We start from the raw sequence: 19,152 nt of genomic DNA, 5'->3' as shown, positions 1-19,152 counted from the left end.
GATCGGGTCACCGAGTGCGGGTGGCCGAAGCTTCGACTGAGACGCGCTGAGTCGGGCTCTCGGAACAGGTGGCGGAACAGGTACAACGATCGTGCCGCGACAGCGGCGAGCGAGCGACCGAGCCGCTCGGAACAGGCGGAGGCCGTCTCGGAACAGGCGGAGGCCGTCTCGGCACCGATTCGGAACAGGTAGCGGAACAGGCTGCATCCCGCGTGAACACTGGGCAGGAACAGGCGGAACATGTCCCACTCTATTAATGAGAGTAGAAAGGGAAGAAAGGAATAGTAGGTGTGTAAGAGGTAAAGGTAGGGCGGAACGTGTTCCAAGTGTTCCGACCGACCTCGCGAGACGACCGTCAAGCGGTTTTTTTTGTCGGCACCGTCGCACCCCCGCCTTCGGCTCTACAGCCATCCCTCCCCCTGAATCCGAGTTGGCTCGGAACATGTTCCGCCTGTTCCGAGCCCGCGCTCTTCGGCTCGGTCGGCTGACTCCGATCCCCGCCAGGTGCACTCGGCCGGGCCCATGGATGACGACCTAATCGCGACCGAGCCCGACTGCCCGGTCTGCGGCACGCGCACGATCTGGAAGGCCGGCCGCTACATCTGCCGCTCGTGCGCGGTCTCGGTGATCGAGCAGGCGCCCGAGGCGAGTGACGGTCGATCGGCGTAGATTGATCCCCGCGCGGGCCGGTGCGCTTCCCTCGAATGGAGCAGCCGCCCGATGCGCTACTGGCAGCCGAAACTAAGGTCGATCCGTGCCGGCGAGTGGTTGCTGTTCGACGACTCGAGGCGCATCGCCGTGATCCGTGAAGTGCACGTCAGCTCACCACCACGCCCGCTGCTCCGCGCCGAGACCTGGGCGCCGGATGAGGATGCGCGCGTGTTCCTCGGCTACTTCCCGGTCGACGCTCTGCGCCTCGCCGCCGAGACTGTCTGGTGGGAGTACCGCGCCGCGGCCGAGTTGCCGAAGGCCGCCGAGTCGACGAGGGCGCCCGAGCCACCGAGGGTGCCGCCGGGATCGGGCGACGGGTCGGCGCGGCATCCGCTGCTCAACGCCCAGGAGCACACGCCGGGAGTCTGGACGCTGGTCGACTCCACCGGCCGAGAGTACGGCGCTGTGCGCATCGTGCGCGAGGGCGCCGCCGTCGTCTACGTCGGCGAGCTGCGCGGCGAGCGCCTCGGTGGCCGGAACGTCAAGCTTCGCGAGGCCGTCGAGAAGGTGCACGCCGCCTATGTGCGCTCGTTCAACGCGACCCCGGTGCGAGCCCGGCCGGACGCTGGCCGTACCCGATAACTCTTGCGCGTCGCCTCGACCCCGCATTTACCCCGCACATTCAGCGGCAACGCTCGGTATGCGTCGGGATGCCGTGGCCAGTGAATCAGCGGCCAGAGGCATGCAGCGCGACCCCGCAGAAACCCCTGATTCGGCTGCGTCGAGAATCGTGGTGTCGCGGGTTCGAGTCCCGCCCTCGCTACTGGAAATCATCGTTTGACCAGGGGTTCTTGTCCCAGATAGACGAACAGGGCTCGTTGAGTTCAACGATTGTTCAACGTTCATGCGTCAGCGACCGCGTTTCGCGGGCTTCTGCGGAGCAGGTGTTCGACCGTCCCGTGTCGCTTGGAGGAAGGCGGCGGCGGTGGCCGCGCCGCCTCGCGTGCGCAGCCGCTTCCCCGCTGGCAGCGGCACGGTGGGCAGCCCGATACCGGGCCTATCGAGCGGCGGGCATGGCCACACGAGGAGACCGAAGCTATGCACTCGTCTGCATTGCACTCGTCGGCCGGTGTTCGAAGGCGAGCGCGGTGCGGCGGCCGGCCTCGACGAGCCAGTGCTCGGCGTGACGCTGCGCCTCGGCCGGTGAGCCCGCCACGCGCGACAACGACTCCGCGATCGCGAACGGGGCGAGGTCGGCATCGGGGGCGATCCGACCGGCGACGAGCACCGTCGCAGCACCCGACTCTGCGGCGAGCCGCACGATGAACGCGGGCACCTTGCCTGCCGCGGACTGGCCGTCGTAGGAGCCTTCGCCGGTGATCACCACCGTTGCGGACGCGACGGCGTTCGAGAGGCCGATGACCTCGGCGACCTGCGCCGCTCCGGGCAGGAGTTGCGCGCCCCACGCGATCAGCGCCATACCGGTGCCGCCCGCGGCCCCGGCGCCGGGTGATGCCGGGTCGACACCGAGGAGCGTCGCGAGCCGTGCGAGGCCCGCGTCCACGACTTCGGCACAGCCCGGGTCCAACCCCTTCTGCGGGCCGAACACCGCAGCGGCGCCGGTCGGCCCGACGAGCGGGTTGGGGACATCCGACAGCACGATCACCCCCGCCTCGGGCAGCGGCACCAGATCGCTCAGTTCGACGGATGCCAGCCGGGTCAGACCTCGCGCGCCCGGCGCGCACGGATCGCCCGCGGCATCCATGAACCGCGCCCCGAGCGCGGTCAGCGCGCCCATGCCGCCGTCGGTCGACGCACTCGATCCGATCCCGAGGACGAGGCGCGAGACGCCGTACCCGAGGGCCGCGCGCATCGCCTGCCCGAAGCCGAGGGTGTGCGCGTCCCATGCGCGGAGGTGGCCGCCGAGCAGTTCGATCCCCGACGTCGATGCGAGGTCGATCACCCCGGTGCCGGCTGGCGCCTCCGGGGTGGGCGGCAACAGGAGCCACGAGGCATCCGACATCACGTCGTCGGGTCCGCTCACCGTGACCGGTATCCGCTCCGCACCCGCCACCGATGCGTCGAACGCGTCGAGCGTGCCCTCGCCGCCGTCGGCCATCGGCTTCAGCAGGATCTCGTCGTCGGGGCGCACCGAACGCCAGCCTTCGGCGAGCGCACTGGCTGCCGATGCCGCGCCGATCGACCCCTTGAAGCTGTCGGGGGCGATGACGACGCGGATCGGCTCCGCCGACCCTCTCGCGGGGCTCACCCGACCGCGGCTGCCGCCAGGTGCGGCGAGACGGCCTCGGCGAACCCGGCCGCGGTTCGCGTCACCACTTCGTCGCGCGACGTCGCCCAGACCTCTGCGTTGAAGATCTCCACCTCGACATCGCCGCGGTAGCCGGTGGCGAGCACCGCTCGGGTCATCGGGCCGAAGTCGATCACGCCGTCGCCCGGGTAGTGCCGCGCCAGCAGCACATCGGCCGCGAGCGGCGCCTTCCAGTCACACACCTGGTAGCTCGCGAGGCGCCCTTCCCTGCCGGCGCGCGCGATCTGCGGGAGCACATCGGGATCCCACCACACGTGGAACGTGTCGACCACCACGCCCACGACCGCGGGGACGAACGGCGCCGCGAGGTCGAGCGCCTGTCCGAGGGTCGAGACGACGGCACGATCGGCGGCGTACATCGGGTGCAGCGGCTCGATCGCCAGGGTGACCCCTGCAGATGCCGCGACCGGGGCGAGCTCCGCAAGCGCGTCGGCGACCCGGTCACGTGCGGCGACGAGATCGCGAGACCCCTCTGGGACGCCGCCGGCGACGAGCACGAGCACCGCGGCGGAACCGGGAGCACCTGCCGCCGCGAGCGTCGCCGTCTCCTCGATCGCGCGACGGTTCTCGTCGATCGCGGCGCGCCGCTCGGCGCCCTCTGGAGCTGTGACGAACCCGCCGCGACACAGCGACGAGAAGCGCAGCCCCGAGTCGGCAAGCATCTTCGCCGCGGTTGCGAGCCCCACGTCGTGCACGGGCTCGCGCCAGAGCCCGATCGCCTGCAACCCGCCGCCGGCGGTGATGCGCAAAGCCTCGGCGAGGCCGGCGTGCTTGATGGTCGCCTGATTCATCGATAGGCGAGGGTCGGCCATGGTCATGCGTCCACTCCATTCAGGCGCAGCAGGCGATGCCAGCGCTCGGCCGCGAGTTCGGGCTGTTCGAGGGCGCCCGACGCGTTCGCGAGCTCCACGACCTGCGAGAGGTGAGGCAGTGAACGCGCCGAATGCAGGCCACCGACCATCTGGAACGCGGGCTGGTGTCCGTTCAGCCAGGACAGGAACGCGACGCCGGTCTTGTAGTAGAACGTCGGCGCGGCGAAGACCTGCCGGCTGAGCGCTTCGGTCGGGCTGAGGATCGCGCGATAGCGCCCCGCGTCGCCGTCGTCCAGCGCCTGGATCGCCGCCGACGCGACGGGCGTGACAGCCGCGAATGCGCCGAGTAGCGCATCCGAATACGTTCGATACCCGTTCCCGTTGCCGGCGGCAGCGGGGGCGTCGACGCCGGCCTGCGTTCCCTCGATGAGGCTCACGTAGTTGAAGTCGTCGCCCGTGAACATGCGCACCCCCTCAGGCAGTCGCTCTCGGACCGAAACCTCGGCGTGCGCGTCGAGCAGACTCATCTTGACGCCCGCGACGGCATCGGCGTGCGCTTCGATGATCTCGATGAGCACCGTGGATGCCTCGTGCCAGTCGTTCGACCCGAAGTACCCGTCGAGCGAGGGATCGAACGCCGTGCCGAGCCAGTGCAGCACGACCGGCGTCGACGCCGAGGCGAGCACCTCGCCGTAGACCCGTCGATAGTCATGGGCGCTCGTCGCGGCCCGCGCGAGGTGGCGACTCGCCATCAGCACGGGGCCGGCACCCTGCTCTTCGGCGAAGTGCAGCTGGGCACGATACGCGTCGACGATCTCGTCGAGGGACGCCGCTTCGGACTCCAGGTGGTCGGTGTTCACGCCGACGACGAGCGCCCCGCCCTCGTCGCGCGCGACCTCCGCGCTCCGGGCGATGAGCTCGCGCGTCGAGGCGGCATCCAGACCCATGTTGCGTTGGGCCGTATCCATGGCGTCGGCGACGCCGAGCCCCCACGAGTACACGTGGCGCCGGAACGCGAGCGTCGCGTCCCAGTCGATCTCGGCCGGGCGCCCTGGGGTGTTGTCGGCCCAGGCCTTCGGCACGACGTGAGCGGCGGCGTAGGCCGTGCGCGAGCGCAGCGGCGTGCTCGGCCGCGCGAACGCCGGCGCATCGGCCAGTCCAGTTCGCACGACCGTGCCCTCGTCGCCGAGGAGCGTGAGCTGGGACATCCGCTGCGTCGTTCGCTTCGTCACGACTCGACGACGTCGAGCGACTCGAGCGTGTCGAGCGACTCGCGCGAATCGACCGAATCGAGCGAATCGAGCGCGCCCCCCGGCTCGAGCGCCACCTTCCGGCCTTCGCGGCTCGAGCGCAGGCCGGCCTCGGCGAGTTGCACCCCGCGCGCGCCGGCGGCGAGGTCGAACTCGTAGGGCGTGTCGAGCACGTGCGATACGAGGAATTCCTCCCACTGCTGCTTGAACCCGTTCTGGAATACCTCGTTGGTCGGCACGTCGACCCAGTCGGCGTCGTAGTCGTGGTCGTCCGCGAGGTCGGGGTTCCACACCGGCTTCGGCGTCGCGTTGCGCGGTTGGATCCGGCACCCGAAGAGCCCGACGACCGCGGACCCGTGGGTGCCGTCGACTTGGAACTCGACGAGTTCGTTGCGATCGACCCGCACGGTCCAGCTCGAGTTGATCTGCGCGACGATGCCACCGTCGAGTTCGAAGATGCCGTATGCGGCATCTTCGGCTGTCGCTTCGTAGGGTGCCCCCTGCTCGTCCCACCGCCGCGGGATGTGCACCGACGCCTGCGCGTACACCGATCGCACTGGACCGAACAGGTTCTCGATCACATAGTTCCAGTGCGGGAACATATCGACGATGATGCCACCGCCGTCTTCCGTGCGGTAGTTCCAACTCGGACGCTGCGCCGGCTGCCAATCGCCCTCGAACACCCAGTAGCCGAACTCGCCGCGAACGCTGAGGATGCGGCCGAAGAAGCCGGAGTCGATGAGCCGGCGCAGCTTCTGCAGCCCGGGCAGGTACAGCTTGTCGTGTACCACCCCGGTGCGAACACCGGCGGATGCCGCGAGCCGGGCGAGTTCGAACGCCTCTTCCGCCGTCTCGGCGGTGGGCTTCTCGGTGTAGATCGTCTTTCCGGCGGCGATCGCCTTCCGCAGCGCCGACGCGCGCGCCTTCGTCACCAGGAAGTCGGCGTAGATCTCCCACTGCGGGTCCGCGAGTGCGGCATCGAGGTCGGTCGTGAAGTCCTCGATGCCGTGCTTCGCGGCAAGCTCGGCGAGCTTCTGCTCGTTGCGCCCCACGAGCAGCGGACGCACAGTGACGCGGCTGCCATCGGGCAGCTCGACGCCGCCCTGGTCGCGGATCGCGAGGATCGAGCGCACCAGGTGCTGTCGATACCCCATGCGCCCGGAGACGCCGTTCATGATGATTCCGATGGTGCGGCTCGTCATGCCGGTCACCGTCCTTTCGTTGCGGGTTCGGCGGTGGAGCCGCCGACGTGGGCTGAGTCGGCGGGTCGGCCGCCGAGGTAGAGGTCGCCGAGTGCGGGATCCGCGAGCAGTTCGGGTGCGGGACCCGAGATGTGCACGCGACCGAGGTCGAGCACGCAGCCGATGTCGGCTGTTTCGAGTGCGCGTCGCGCGTTCTGCTCGACGAGCAGCACCGCCGTGCCCGCATCGCGCATGCGCGCGACCTGCTCGAACACCTTCGCCGTGGTCTTCGGGTCGAGTCCCATCGACGGTTCGTCGAGGAGCACGACCTTGGGGCTCACCATGAGCGAGCGCGCGAACTCGACCTGCTTCTGCTGACCGCCCGAGAGCAGGCCGGCGAGCTGCTTCCACCGCTCGCCGACGATCGGGAACAGGTTCTGCACGAATGCGACTCGCTCGTCGATGGCCTTCTGATCCTTGATGGTGAACGCGCCGAGCAGCACATTCTCGGCGACCGTCATCTCGCGGAAGACGCTGTGGCCCTGCAGCACGTGCGCGAGGCCGTGCTTGAGCATGTGCTGCGAGTTCGTTCCCGTCACGTCGACGCCGTCGACGACGATCGAGCCCGATCGCGGGGCGAGCATGCCGCTCGCGACCTTGAGCACCGTCGACTTTCCGGCGCCGTTCGGGCCGACGAGGCAGACGACCGTCGCGGGCGGCACCTGCACGGTGAGGCCGCGCAGCACGAGTGCCGCTCTTCCGTAGCCCGCTTCGATGTCGTTCAGCTCGAGCAGGTATTTCGATTCAGACGCCAAGGTACGCCTCCAGCACTCGCGGGTCCTTCTGGATGTCGGATGGCGCGCCCTCGGCGATCGGGCGTCCGCGGTCGAACACCACCACGTGGTCGCAGAGGCTCATCACCATCTCCATGTTGTGCTCGACGATGATGAACGTCTTGCCCTCGTCGTTGAGCTCGCGCACGAGCGTGGCGATACGGCCGATGAGCGCCGGGTTCACGCCGCCCGCCGGCTCGTCGAGCATGATCGTGTCGGGATCGCCCATGAGCACGCCGGCGAGCTCGAGGAGCTTCTGCTGGCCGTAGCTCAAGTTGCGCGCCTCGGCCTGCTCGAGGTGGTCGATGCCGACGCGGCGCAGCCAGTGCCGGGCACGCTCACGCTCGTGCTCGTCGTCGGCCGAGCGCAGCAGCGTGCGAAGGCTCGGATGGCGCACCGCGACGAGCAGGTTCTCCATCACCGTCATCCGGGGGAACACCCGGCAGAGCTGGAAGCTGCGCCCGATGCCCGCACGCGCGACCCGGTCGGATGCGTGTCGAGTGATGTCGTTGCCGCGATACGCGACCGAGCCCGCGTCGGGCTTGATCATGCCGGTGACGCAGTTGAAGAACGTCGTCTTGCCCGAGCCGTTCGGGCCGATCAGCCCGTTGACCTTGCCGTCGACGAACCGCACCGAGGCATGGTCGACCGCGGTGACGCCGCCGAACGACTTGGTGAGCTCGACGGTCTCGAGGCTCGATGCAACGGCGACGGGTGCCTGGGCGCTCATCGGACCACCTCCCTGTTGTCGGCGTCGGCATGCGGGTCGGGTGCCGCGCCGGCGCGGTGATCGGATGACGCGCCGGCGCGCGGTTCGGATGTCGCGGCCGCCCGGTTCTGCTCGAGCAGCTCGGCCGCGGTGACGTCGCGGATCGACGTCTGCTGCGGGCGGAACCGGTCGATGAGTGCGCGGACGGCGGGTATCACCCCGTCGGGCATGAAGAGCACGACGACGCCGAGCAGCAGACCGGCGGCCACGAGGTGGAACTGCGTGTCGCCGAACTCGAGCTTGAAGTACTCGAGCGCGATGCCGACGACCAGGGCCCCGAGCAGCGGGCCGAACAGGTGCCTCACGCCGCCGAGCAGCGCCATCAGCACCATGTACGAGCCGACGAGGATCGAGAACTGGAAGATCGGGTCGAGATCGCCGAACCAGAGCGCGTACAGTCCGCCGCCGAGCGCCGTGACGAGCGCCGAGAGCACGTACGCGATGAGCTTGAAGCGCGTGGTCGGCACCCCGAGCGAGCGCGCCTTGTCCTCGTCTTCGCGAATGGACTTGAGCGCGGTGCCGAACTTCGACCGGTCGATGATCCACCAGGCGACGAGCGCTGCGGCGAGCAGCGCGGCGAAGAGGTAGAAGAACACGCGGTGGTGCTCGGGCCGCATCAGGTCGGGGAACGGGCGCGGCACGATCAGCCCCTCGGACCCGCCGGTGAACTCGCGCCAGCTCTGGAACACGAGCAGCAGGATGAGTACGAACGCGATCGAGACGATCACGAACGACGCACCGCGCACCCGCAGGGCGGCAATGCCGACCGGGATCGAAACGGCCACTACGAGCAGTGCCGCGAGCACCCAGGCCACGAAGCCGGGAAGCTGGAGGTACTTCACGATGAGCCCCGTGCCGTATGCACCGAGCCCGAAGTACGCGGCGTGTCCGAGTGAGATGTACCCCGTGAACCCGCCCATGAAGTTCCAGCCGGTCGAGAGTACGGCGTAGTTCAGGATCACGACGCCGGCCGACAGGATGTACGGGTTCGGCGCGACGAACGGGAAGGACAGCACGAGTGCGGCGCCGATGACGACCAGCGCCAGGCTGACGAGCCTCGGCCACCGGGATCGCCGGGGCGTGTCGGGCACGACGACGACGGTTTCGGTGACCGCCGGTCCGAGGGCGGCGGACGCGGTCCGCTCAGAAACGTTGCGCAAGGCGACCTCCGAAGAACCCCTGTGGACGGAACATCAGCGTGGCGAAGAGCGCGACGTAGAACACGGTCTGCGCCCACGTCGCGCCGAGCGGCAGCTGCAGCAGGCTCTGCGAGATGCCGAGCAGCATCGCCGCGATCGCCGCACCGGGGATGCTGCCGAGACCGCCGACCACGATGATCGCCATGAGCGGGCCGATCCAGTGCCAGTGCAGCGACGGGTAGATCGTCGCGTCGAGCGAGAGCGCCGTGCCGCCGATCGCCGCGGTCGCGAGCCCCAGCCCGAACCCGTAGCCGGCGGTGCGGTCGGTGTCGATGCCGACGAGCCGTGCCGCCTCGGGGTGCTGGATGGTCGCGCGCAGCGCCCGGCCGAATCGCGTGTACTTCAGCAGCAGGTAGAGGCTGAGCAGTGCGAACGCGGCGAGCACGAACGCGACCAGCTTGACTACCGGCACCTGCGCCCCGAACACGTTGAGGCTGTCGCCCGCGTACGGCAACTGGATGCGCCGCTGCGTGCCGGTGAAGATGAACCCGAGCGCACCCTCGATGATGAGCGCGATCGCGAAGGTCAGCAGCACCGACATCATGGTGAGCGTGAGCGGCTTGAGCCGGGAGACCAGCAGCCGCTGCATCAGGAACCCGGCCAGGAAGAACACCGGCACGGTGACCACGAGCGAGAGCATCGGGTCGAGGCCCGTCTCACGGTTGAACCACCAGGCGAGGTAGGCGGCGAGGATGAGGAAGGCGGAGTGGGCGATCATCACGACGCGCATGATTCCGAAGTACAGCGTCAGGCCCGCTGCCAGGAGGGCGTAGAGCCCTCCCAGCAGCACGCCGAGGATGACGCTCTGGAGCAGCAGAGATCCGGACACGATGGCTACGTCACCACGCCGGCTTCGGGATGAGGAAGTCGGCTTCCTTCGCGTCATCCGGCAGCACGATCTTGATCTCGCCATCGACCCACTGCTGGATCAGGTGCGCACCCGAGGGTCGACCGGCTTCGTCCCAGCTGAGCGGGCCGACGACGGTCTCGACCGTGTTCTCGTGCAGCCAGTCGATGAGCTGCTGCTGGCACTCGCCCTGCTCGGCGCAGCCGACGGCCTCGACCGCGGCGGCGACGACCTGGCCGGTCGTGTAGGCGTTCGCCTCGTCTTCGGCGGGCGGGTTGCCGAAGATCTCGGTGTACTGCTCGACGAACTCGACGTTGCTCGGGTACGACGCGGTCTCGGACCATCCCGTCGGCGAGAGGATGCCCTCGGTCTGATTGCCGATCGCCGACGCGAACTCGGGGTTCGTCGGGGCTGTCGAGAACGCCGCGACCTTGGGCTGGTAGTCGAGCTGCTGCAGCGCGATGATGAGGTTCACGCCGTCCTGGTACTGGCTGCCTCCGATGACGACGTCGGCCTTGGACTCGGCGATCTTCGCGGCGATGACCGAGAAGTCGGTGGTGTTCGGCGGGTATACCTCGTCGACGAGGATCTCGACGCCGCCCTCTTCGAGTTTGTCGCGCAGGCCGTAGGCGGTGCCTTGGGCGAACGGGTCGTCCATCGAAGCCACGGCGGCGGTCTTGGGCCGCTCGCCTTCGGGAAGCGAGAGCAGGTAGTCGGCGAGGTAGTTGTAGTGGTCGTTCGCCACGGCGGGCGCGGCGTAGAAGAGGTTCTCGAAGCCCTGCTCGAACACCTCGGCCGCCGCGCCGGCGGGCTCGACGAAGAGCATGCCGTACTCCTGGGCCACTCGAGCCGACGGCACGACGAGCCGCGTGGAGAAGGGGCCGAAGACGAGGTCGACGCCGTCTTGCGCGATGAGCGACTCGTAGTCGGAGACGACTCGGTCGGCATTCGACTGGTCGTCGAGGATCTTCAGCTCGACCTGGCGACCGAGCAGGCCGCCCTGCTCGTTGACGATCTGTGCCCATGCTTCGTAGCCTCGCTCGACGCCCTTGCCGGGCTCCGAGAAGTCACCGGTGAGCGGCAGCGACACGCCGATCACGATCGGATCGTCGTCTGCGCTCGCGCCGTCGCCGGGACCGCCGGAACACGCGCTCAGTACCAGACCGGCGCTCGCGGCGAGAGCGAACGCCGCGGTCACCCGGCGACGCGTGCTGTGTAATGCGTCCATGCTGCCTCCTACCTCGTTGTACGGAAGCGCTTTCGTAAGCGCTTTCGTCACTATAGTGAGAAGAGCCGGATGATGGCAACAGTCAGACCGAGATCGGACGCCGAGGAAATGGCGGCGACGCCGGTGGTCCGGAGGAGGGAGCACGATGAAGCAGCCCGATGCGACACGACTCGTCGATGTCGCGGCGGCCGCGGGGGTCTCCCTGGCGACCGCATCGCGCGCGATGACGGGCGGCACCGGCGTCTCCGACGAACTGGCCGAGCATGTGCGCGCCATCGCCGAGCGGCTCGGCTACGTGCCGAATCTGCACGCACGCGGACTCGCAGGCGGGCTCGTCTCGAGTATCGGCCTCGTCGTGCACGAGATCGGCGACCCCTACTTCGCCGAGATCGCCAGCGGCGTCCTGCATCGCGCGAGTCTCGCGGGGCAATCGGTGCAGATCACGCACGCCGATCGCGACCCGCGGAGTGAGCTCACCCAGGTGAACGCGCTCATGATGCAGCGCGTCGGGTCGATCATCATCGCCGGTTCGGGCTACACCGATCCGGCGCTCGAAGCGCCGCTCGGCGACGCACTCGCGCAGTACCGAACGCGCGGCGGCCGCGTCGCGGTCATCGGTCGCCACCACCTCGACGTCGACGCCGTCCTCCCCGACAACCACGCCGCCGGCGTGTCGGTCGCGACGCACCTCACGGGACTCGGCCACCGTCGCATCGGCGTGATCGCCGGTCCGCTCGGATTGAACACGGTGAGCGACCGTCTCGACGGGCTGCGGTCGGTCTTCGACTCGACCGGCGTGCACGTGACGGTCGTCTCGCATTCGTTCACCCGCGAGGGCGGTATCGACGGCACGAACGCACTGCTCGACCGCGGATCCCCCGTCACCGCGATGGTCGCACTCAACGACGCCATGGCGCTCGGCGTGCTGCGCGCACTGCGGCAGCGCGGCATGCGGGTGCCCGAAGACGTGTCGGTGGCCGGCTTCGACGACATCGCCGTAGTGTCGGATGTCGCTCCCGCCCTCACCACAGCCCGGATTCCCATGGCCGAGATGGGCGCCCAAGCGGTGGCGCTGATCCTCCGCGCCGAAGCCGACGAACCGCGACGCATCTCGATGGGCCACGAGCTGATCGTGCGTGCATCCACGGCGGCGCCTCCCGACTGACGGCGCGCCGGAGCCGCGCTCCGCAGGTCAGCGGGGCGCGGCTCCGGTGCATCGAGCGTCAGCGACAGTCACGTCCGGTGTAGGCGGCGTCGAACGCGATGCTCCTCGGCAACCCGTCGATCGTCGCCGTCGCCTCCACGCCGACCGAACCGTCGGCGATGCCGGACGCGCGCGGCACGAACACGCGGAAGGCGCTCCTGCCCGGCGCGATGCTCGTCACCTTCCTCGTCCCGTACTCCGAGGTGAGCGTCGCCGCGACCGGAACGGCCTCGCGGTTCGCGATCCACACCGTCAGGAACGGCTGGCCGAAAACGCAGCGCACCTGCGCGGTCGCTGACACGTCCAGCGGCGGCGTCGGCGGCACGAGCGGCGTCGCGGTGATCGAGACATCCCGGGCGCGTCCGAAGTTGTCGAACGACCCGAACCCGACCCGGCCGCCGCTGAACGCCGTGTCGGTGGCGGTCATCAGGGGGATCTCGGAGTTGTCGACGTAGACCGCGATCTCGCCGGTGTCGGCGCAGTAGTCGAGGCGAACGTCGTGCCACAGCATGTCGTCGACCGCTCTCGGTGCCCCCACCTTTCCGGTCCACTGATCGTCGATGCGCACGCGATCGGCGTCATTCACGACGAAGATGCCGTTGTGCGGGTAGATGGCGTTGTCCTGCGACAGGTGCGCGTAGTAGAACTTCGTCGGCGACTGGTAGTTCCAGATCAGCACGACGTCGCGATTGCTCGCCGACGTGCTCTCGTCGAGCCGCACCTCCGCTTCGTAGCGCAGCGAGCCCAGCTCGGGCCCGGCCGTCAGCGTCGCGTACTCGAACGGCCGACGCGGTCCCGTCGGCGCCGTTCCCGGGGTCTTCAGCACGATCTCGTCGCCCGGGAATTCCCAGTTCGACGGCGTCAGCGGCGACCAGTTCACCCCGGCGTCGATGTCGTCGAGCACCACCCCGGACGGCTCGCACTCGGTGCGCTCGGGCACGCCCGTGACATCCGTGACCTTCCAGATCTTTCCGTTCGCCTTCGACAGCAGGTAGATCTCGCCCTCGGCATCCGTTCCGAAGCGCAGGTCGACCCGAGAGCTCCCGGCGAGCTGCGGCATCGTCGTCGGGGCGCCGTCGGGCCCGACGAGCTTGACGCCGTAGAACATCGGCTGCGCCTGGCCGCGGCGCAACGCCGATGCAGAGGTGTAGCGGATGTCGCCGTCGACGATGTCTCCGAAGACGTAGCCGCCGTCGAACTCCGGGTGCGCCTCGCCGCGGTAGGCGAATCCCGTCACGAGCGAGACCCCGGTGTTGCGCCCGAGATCGAGCACGGGGTAGTCGTAGCCGTTCGCATCATCGTCGGCCGGGAGGGGATAGACGTTGCCCGAGTCCGACTTCTTGAAGACGAAGGATCCTTCGCGCTCGTTCCAGCCCGCGTTATCGCCCTTCTCGATCTGATAGATCGAGTCGATCGTCTTCTCGCCGATCTGGCCGACGAACATGCGTCCGTCCGCGGCATCCCAGCTGAAGCGATGCGGATTGCGGAACCCGAGCGCCCAGACCTCGCCGAGCGCGCCCGCCTGACCGACGAACGGGTTGTCGGCGGGAATGCCGTAGGCCGCGCCGGGACCGTTCGTGCCGGCCGGGTCGATGCGCAGGAGCTTGCCCTGCGGCTTGCCCGGGTTCTGCGGGTCGGGCGCGAAGTTGGGGTTCTCGTTGCCGTCACCTACGGCGATGTAGAGCTTGCCGTAGTCCGCGGCATCCGGCGCCGCCGTCGGGTTGAATCCGATCTGCTGGATGCCGTGCAGGAACCGGCTGAATCCGATGCGCAGCACCTCGCGGCTCGTGCCTTCGAACGTCGACGCCGATGGGTCGGTCGCCGTCCACTCGGTGATCACGCCGTGCACCCTGGTGTCGCTCGGCGCGGGCAGGGTCGGCGTCTTGGCTGTCAACGCCGCGCCCGCCTCGGTATGCACGGTGTAGAAGCGTCCGTTCCGTGCGAACTCCGGGTGGTGCGCGACGAACCCGAGTCCCGTTCCCAGCGACGGCGATCTGACGAAGTCGGGGAATCGCGTCGTCGCATCAAGGTACGCCGTCGGTGCGCCGTCGTCGACGAGCCACAGTCGTCCGTTGAGATCGGGCACGGCGTAGACGTCATCGCGTCCCGGGACTTCGGCGAGGAAGTTGATTCGCGGCGATCCCGCAGCACTGCCCGGGATGGTGGTCACGTCGCTGAGATGGAACGTGACGTCGGAGGGGAGCGGCGTACGCGGGACTGGGGTGCTCAGCGGGGCCTCGGCGACGTCGGATGCCTCGCAGTCGGAGGCGTCCCCGCTCGGCACGCGAAGGTTCTTGCTCGCCGGGTCGATCGCGATGTCGTCGATCCACTGCGTGCCAGGGCTCGTCGCGCCCTGGATCACGAAGAATCGGTCGAGTGCACCGGCGACCTGCGACCGGAAGCCGTAGGTGCCCGCCTGGTCGACTGGTAGCTGCGTGGTCGTCACGTACTCGCCGCCGCGGCTGTGGATGGTGAAGGTGTCGGTGGTGTTGTCGGCCACCATCCATACGCACTGCCACGTGTTCTCGGCCCAGGTGCCGACCGGTGTGAACCCGGCAGGCGGGCGCACGTTGAGCACGCTCGAGCGCTGGTTGTTGGCCTGCACGCGGGAGTCGCCGAAGGCCGCTGGCGCGTCGACGTCGGTCAGCGCGATCGACGTGTCGACGAGGCCGGACCGCTGGAATCGGAAGAAGAGCGTTCCGGTCGCTGAAGCCTCGATCGCGTCGAGGGCGCGGTGCACCTTCGTGTTCGCGCCGACGAGCTGCAGGGCCGAGTTCGCGGCATCCGCGGGGTCGGCGGCGATGGTCGCACCGGCCGTCGCCGTCCAGCCGTCCTGCCCGTTGATCGCTCCCGCCGTGAGGTTCTGGAAGTCGACCACCGAACTGAAAGCGGGCGCCGGGTCGGCGGTGGATCCAGCCGACGGCGAGACGAAGATCGAGTCGAGCCAGGTCGGTGCCGTCGGCAGGTCGTCGGGGTCGTTGAGCACGAGGAGCGTGACGAGCGGGTCGGCCGTCGCGGTGCGGAACGCGAACGTCGCCTCGCCCTGTGCGCCCGTCGCCGGCTGCGGCGCCTCGCCCGGAGCGGCCGTGTGCACTGTGTACGCGTCGTTCTCGTTGTCGACGTCGAGCCACACCCGGAGAATCCCGTCTGCCGGCAGTTCGGCATCGAGCACCACCTCCGCGGCGCCGTCGCGGGCGACGAGGCCGCGTTCGTCGATCGTGAACTGCGGTCCGAAGTCGTTCAGGTCGAGCGCGTCGCCGGTCGTGTCGGCGCCGAGACCGGGCGAATCGTCGGCGCTGAGACCGACGTTCAGCCGAGTCCTGCTCGGATCGTCGGCCAGCACCTCGAAGAAGAGAGTGCCCCGAGCGGATGCCTCGATCGCGAGGTCGCCGAGGGACGCGTATGCGTTGCCCCGGTACTGCACATTCGGGTTCGTGCCTCCGTGCAGCAGCGCGAGCGCCTTGCCCGACAGCGAGGCTGGAACCTCCGAGCTCGCGAACGCGCCGTCCGCGGCGCCCGGGGTGTTGACGTGCCAGGGCCCCTGCTCGCGCAGGCTCCCGCTGATGTAGTCGTCGAACAGCGCGAGCGGCTGGAATCCCGCCGTCACCGAGTCCGGCGGTTGAGCGGTTGCCGGCGCGATGCCGGCTCCCGCGATGACGGTGACGCCGGCGATGGCGCCGATGAGCATGGAGCGAACAGACTTGCCGAGCATGCAGATCCCCTACCTCGTCGTAGCGAAAGCGCTTTCGGAAGCGCTTTCGCCACCATATTGGGTGAGGCTGCGCAATCGCAATGGCGAATATCGCCGCACGACGACCGGGTGCGGTGTATGACGAACAACCTGCCCTTGTGAAGTGAGCTTGATGCAGATGCCCCACGCGCGCTTCGAGCCCAACGGGAGGCGGCCAGCGGTGCCTGTCACGAACACGGCGGCTTGGGTGCTGGCTACTCGGTGATCCGGGAGAGAGTTCGTGCAAGGGCGATGAGCTCATCATCGCTGACCGAGGCGAATCGCGGCAGCAGGCGCTCCACGGCTGCGCGTTCGAATTGCTCGACCTCGCCGGCGGCGTCAGCGGTGAGTCGGATGACCCGGGAACGGGCGTCATCGGGATTGGGCTCGGTGTCGACCAATCCTTGGCCCCGCAACCCGTCGATGAGCTGGGTCACGGCCCCTGCCGTGACGCCCAGCACGGTCGCGAGCCGCCCGGGAGTGACCCGCTGGCGGTCATGCGCGAGCGTGAACAGCGCCTGCATCTGCGTGCGGGTCAGATCCCGTCCGCGGAATGGGACACGCGGGCCGGCGGCGATCGTCTGCCCGAGCAATGTCACGGACTCGAGCACTGAGGCGACGCACTCCGCCCGATCGGGGCCATCGGCCATCAGTTGCTCACGAACGGCATCTGGTGGATGAACGTACGGTCGTCGACCTGGGTCAGGATGAAGTCAGCGAGGTCATCGCGGCTGATCTGCGTACTCGAGTCCACGCCGACCCACCCGACACGGTACGTGCCGACCCCGGGCGTCTCCATGAGACGGGGACCCCGCACAACCGTCCAGTCGAGACCGCTCGCCTGGAGGACCTCGAGGTGCTGCTCCGCGTCCGCGAGCACATGCCCCGAGAGGGCCTTGAGCAGGAACCGGATGACCTTGTCAGCAGACTTCGGGCGATCCTTCCCCTCGGCTCGGAGCCCACCGCCCGAGAGCGTGACGATGCGCCGTACACCGTGCCGCGACATCGCCGCGACGATGTTGCGAGTGCCCTCGGTCTGCAAGCGCTTGGGTGAGCCCTTGACCTGTCCGAACAGCGCGAGAACCGCACCTGAGCCGGCGACGGTGCGATCAACTGCATCCGCGTCGAGGACGTCACCTTGGATCGTGGTCAGCAAGGGATGGGCGCGCGCTGCCTCCGACAACTTTCCGGGATCGCGGACGAGGGCACGAACGTGGTGGCCGGTCGCGAGGGCGCGATCGAGAACGCGCCGGCCGGTCTTGCCGGTTGCGCCGAGAAGTGCGATGGTCGTCATGATTATAGTTTAGTTGCTAAAAGAAGATCGGCCGCCCAACTTCCGCCGGCCTATATGCGACCGTGGCTCGCTCTGGAGCCCCCGACGCACTGCCTCCGCCGCACGAACGTCCCATGAGGTTCTGCGCCGGGCCGATTCCTGTTGCCGTTTCGGAAGTCGAATGGGCGGCTTCGCAGATCGCAGCTGCGGGAAGTGCATCCGAACCCGGGCTTGGGGACGAAGTATAGGTACCGGGTGAATACGCACCCACCGATTGAAGGGGAAGTTCAATGAAGCGCATTCTCGCCACCGGATTCATCGCCGCTCTCGCCACGCTCGGCGTCGCCGGCACCGCCCACGCTGCGCCCGCCGACGCTGCCTGCTTCGGCCAGGTGCACAAGACCATCAACACCGAAGGCGCCCTCGGATTCACCAATGTCGGAGACGTCGTCAAGGCAATCGGCGGCCAGGGCAAGAACGAGACCGCCAGGGGGATCTGCGGCGACTGACATGCCCTGACGGGGTCAGCGCTGTCATCGGCGGCTCGGAACCGTTGGTTCCGGGCCGCCGACTCGACCACGAATATCGCTTGTGTCTCAGCGCGATGACAATCCGGGGCGCAAGCGAGTCGGCGTGCGCCGCTCCGCCCGTGTAAAGTCACCTCGGCGCGGTGATGCGCCGTCGACAGATGCGCCCTTCCCGCATCTCGTGAGAATGGATGCGCGTGACCCGAAGCCACCTGATCCGGATCGCGGCTGCGGCCGCTCTCATCATGGCCTTCGGCGGGCTGACTGCGGTGCCCGCCGCGATCGCAGGCCCGGTCTCGATCGGCGCAGGGGCAGCGCTCCACGAGTCCTTGCCCGCCAGCGCGACATCCGGCGTCATTACCGGGTTGGTGAGCCAGGTCGGCCGCGTCAACTTCGAGAGCACCGCCACACTGACAACGCTCGACGGAACGCCGATCGCCTCCGACGACGTCGACATCAACGGCGACTACTGGATCAGCGGGATCGCCCCCGGGAGCTACCTCATGAAGTTCTCGAGCAAGTATCGGCCCGCGGAGGCGCCATTCGGCTACTCGACCGGCTGGTACGGGAGCGGGAGCTCTTGGGCTGACGCAACACCGATCACGATCGTCGGCAACGAGACGCACTCGTACATCGACTACCGGCTCGTGGCGCGCGGGCAGGTCAACGGCAGCTATCAACGCAAGACCCTCGATGGCGCACTTCTCCCGCTCAGCGGGCGCACCGTCGCCGTCTACCCCGTCGGAAGCACGCCGAACGCCGTCGACGCCCAGTGGGCGACGGTCGACGACGAGGGCGCCTACGTACTCGAGAGCGACGCCGGCAGCTTCACGGTCGCCTTCGGACTGGTCTCATCGTCCTCCACGGGCAAGCCCGTCTTCGCGGCGGAGACGTACTACGGCGGCACGACGGCGGCGGCGGCCAAGACCGTGGTCGTCTACTCCGCGTCGACCATGGCGGGCATCTCCGCGATCAAGGACGACGCGGCACCCGTCCCCACGCCGACCCCCACACCGACCCCGACCCCCACACCGACCCCGACCCCCACACCGACCCCGACGCCCGATCCCGTGGTGCGTCGTTCGGGTGCCGATCGTTACTCGACCGCTGCGGCGATCAGCGCGGCCTCGTTCGCGCCCGGCGTCGAGAAGGTCTTCATCGCCTCCGGCGCGAACTTCCCCGACGCACTCGCGGGCGCTGCGGTGGCGGGTTCTGCCGATGCGCCGGTGCTGCTCGTGCCGGGCACCACGATCCCGACGGCCGTGAAGGCCGAACTCGAACGTCTCGATGGCAAGCAGATCGTCGTGCTCGGCGGAACC

17 protein-coding genes are annotated in these 19,152 nt (G+C 68.7%); 5 read left to right on the top strand and 12 right to left on the bottom strand.

From position 1 onward, the window contains the following. Positions 1-522 precede the first annotated feature (522 nt). Both LSF15_RS16300 and LSF15_RS16295 read left to right on the top strand, forming a co-directional pair. The gene (locus LSF15_RS16300; RefSeq protein WP_232499621.1) at positions 523-669 is read left to right on the top strand and encodes a hypothetical protein; all 147 of its coding nucleotides are present in this window, start codon (positions 523-525) and stop codon (positions 667-669) included. A 51-nt stretch (positions 670-720) separates the two neighbouring features. Next, on the top strand, positions 721-1,293 hold the full coding sequence (locus LSF15_RS16295) for a hypothetical protein (protein ID WP_232499620.1): 573 nt from the start codon (positions 721-723) through the stop codon (positions 1,291-1,293). A 454-nt stretch (positions 1,294-1,747) separates the two neighbouring features. Here LSF15_RS16295 and LSF15_RS16290 read toward each other — a convergent pair whose 3' ends face one another. The 9 genes from LSF15_RS16290 to LSF15_RS16250 are packed head-to-tail and all read right to left on the bottom strand — an operon-like array spanning position 1,748 to position 11,099. After that, complete coding sequence (locus LSF15_RS16290; RefSeq protein ID WP_232499619.1) at positions 1,748-2,920, bottom strand: glycerate kinase; 1,173 nt, start codon at positions 2,918-2,920, stop codon at positions 1,748-1,750. Further along, positions 2,917-3,798, bottom strand: a complete 882-nt coding sequence (locus tag LSF15_RS16285) for a sugar phosphate isomerase/epimerase family protein (protein ID WP_232499618.1) — start codon at positions 3,796-3,798, stop codon at positions 2,917-2,919. The genes LSF15_RS16290 and LSF15_RS16285 overlap by 4 nt, the downstream gene beginning before the upstream one ends. Next, positions 3,795-5,000 carry a dihydrodipicolinate synthase family protein gene (locus LSF15_RS16280; protein WP_232499617.1) on the bottom strand — a complete coding sequence of 402 codons (1,206 nt, stop codon included), beginning with the start codon at positions 4,998-5,000 and terminating at the stop codon, positions 3,795-3,797. Before LSF15_RS16280 ends, LSF15_RS16285 begins: the two co-directional genes overlap by 4 nt. 20 nt (positions 5,001-5,020) lie before the next feature. Next, the gene (locus tag LSF15_RS16275; RefSeq protein WP_232499616.1) at positions 5,021-6,244 is read right to left on the bottom strand and encodes a Gfo/Idh/MocA family protein; all 1,224 of its coding nucleotides are present in this window, start codon (positions 6,242-6,244) and stop codon (positions 5,021-5,023) included. A 5-nt stretch (positions 6,245-6,249) separates the two neighbouring features. After that, the gene (locus LSF15_RS16270) at positions 6,250-7,038 is read right to left on the bottom strand and encodes an ABC transporter ATP-binding protein (protein WP_232499615.1); all 789 of its coding nucleotides are present in this window, start codon (positions 7,036-7,038) and stop codon (positions 6,250-6,252) included. Continuing rightward, a complete protein-coding gene (locus LSF15_RS16265) occupies positions 7,028-7,786 on the bottom strand; it encodes an ABC transporter ATP-binding protein (RefSeq protein WP_232499614.1) in 759 nt (252 codons plus the stop codon). Before LSF15_RS16265 ends, LSF15_RS16270 begins: the two co-directional genes overlap by 11 nt. Next, positions 7,783-8,985, bottom strand: a complete 1,203-nt coding sequence (locus tag LSF15_RS16260; RefSeq protein ID WP_232499613.1) for a branched-chain amino acid ABC transporter permease — start codon at positions 8,983-8,985, stop codon at positions 7,783-7,785. The genes LSF15_RS16265 and LSF15_RS16260 overlap by 4 nt, the downstream gene beginning before the upstream one ends. Continuing rightward, positions 8,969-9,853, bottom strand: coding sequence for a branched-chain amino acid ABC transporter permease (locus LSF15_RS16255; RefSeq protein WP_232499612.1), 885 nt, complete (start codon positions 9,851-9,853; stop codon positions 8,969-8,971). Before LSF15_RS16255 ends, LSF15_RS16260 begins: the two co-directional genes overlap by 17 nt. 10 nt (positions 9,854-9,863) lie before the next feature. Further along, complete coding sequence (locus LSF15_RS16250; protein ID WP_232499611.1) at positions 9,864-11,099, bottom strand: amino acid ABC transporter substrate-binding protein; 1,236 nt, start codon at positions 11,097-11,099, stop codon at positions 9,864-9,866. Between the two features lie 145 nt (positions 11,100-11,244). On the opposite strand from LSF15_RS16250, the gene LSF15_RS16245 reads away from it, so the two are divergent. Continuing rightward, positions 11,245-12,264 carry a LacI family DNA-binding transcriptional regulator gene (locus tag LSF15_RS16245; RefSeq protein ID WP_232499610.1) on the top strand — a complete coding sequence of 340 codons (1,020 nt, stop codon included), beginning with the start codon at positions 11,245-11,247 and terminating at the stop codon, positions 12,262-12,264. 58 nt (positions 12,265-12,322) lie between these two features. Here LSF15_RS16245 and LSF15_RS16240 read toward each other — a convergent pair whose 3' ends face one another. The 3 genes from LSF15_RS16240 to LSF15_RS16230 form a co-directional block, all read right to left on the bottom strand. Beyond that, the gene (locus LSF15_RS16240; protein WP_232499609.1) at positions 12,323-16,015 is read right to left on the bottom strand and encodes a PQQ-dependent sugar dehydrogenase; all 3,693 of its coding nucleotides are present in this window, start codon (positions 16,013-16,015) and stop codon (positions 12,323-12,325) included. Positions 16,016-16,248: 233 nt separating this feature from the next. After that, positions 16,249-16,644, bottom strand: coding sequence for a MarR family winged helix-turn-helix transcriptional regulator (locus tag LSF15_RS16235; protein ID WP_232499608.1), 396 nt, complete (start codon positions 16,642-16,644; stop codon positions 16,249-16,251). A gap of 38 nt (positions 16,645-16,682) precedes the next feature. Then, a complete protein-coding gene (locus LSF15_RS16230; RefSeq protein ID WP_232499607.1) occupies positions 16,683-17,327 on the bottom strand; it encodes an NAD(P)-dependent oxidoreductase in 645 nt (214 codons plus the stop codon). Between the two features lie 269 nt (positions 17,328-17,596). Between LSF15_RS16230 and LSF15_RS16225 the strand changes: the two genes are divergently transcribed. Next, positions 17,597-17,815: a hypothetical protein gene (locus tag LSF15_RS16225; protein ID WP_232499606.1), complete on the top strand. Its 219-nt coding sequence runs from the start codon at positions 17,597-17,599 to the stop codon at positions 17,813-17,815. A 215-nt stretch (positions 17,816-18,030) separates the two neighbouring features. Then, a partial coding sequence (locus LSF15_RS19095) for a cell wall-binding repeat-containing protein (protein WP_232499605.1) occupies positions 18,031-19,152 on the top strand: 1,122 nt, incomplete at its 3' end.

The organism is Agromyces humatus, from assembly GCF_021228295.1.
GTDB classification, from domain to species: Bacteria; Actinomycetota; Actinomycetes; order Actinomycetales; family Microbacteriaceae; genus Agromyces; species Agromyces humatus.
Note: the sequence above shows the minus strand (reverse complement) of the source record. Positions and strands in the feature narration are given on the sequence as shown.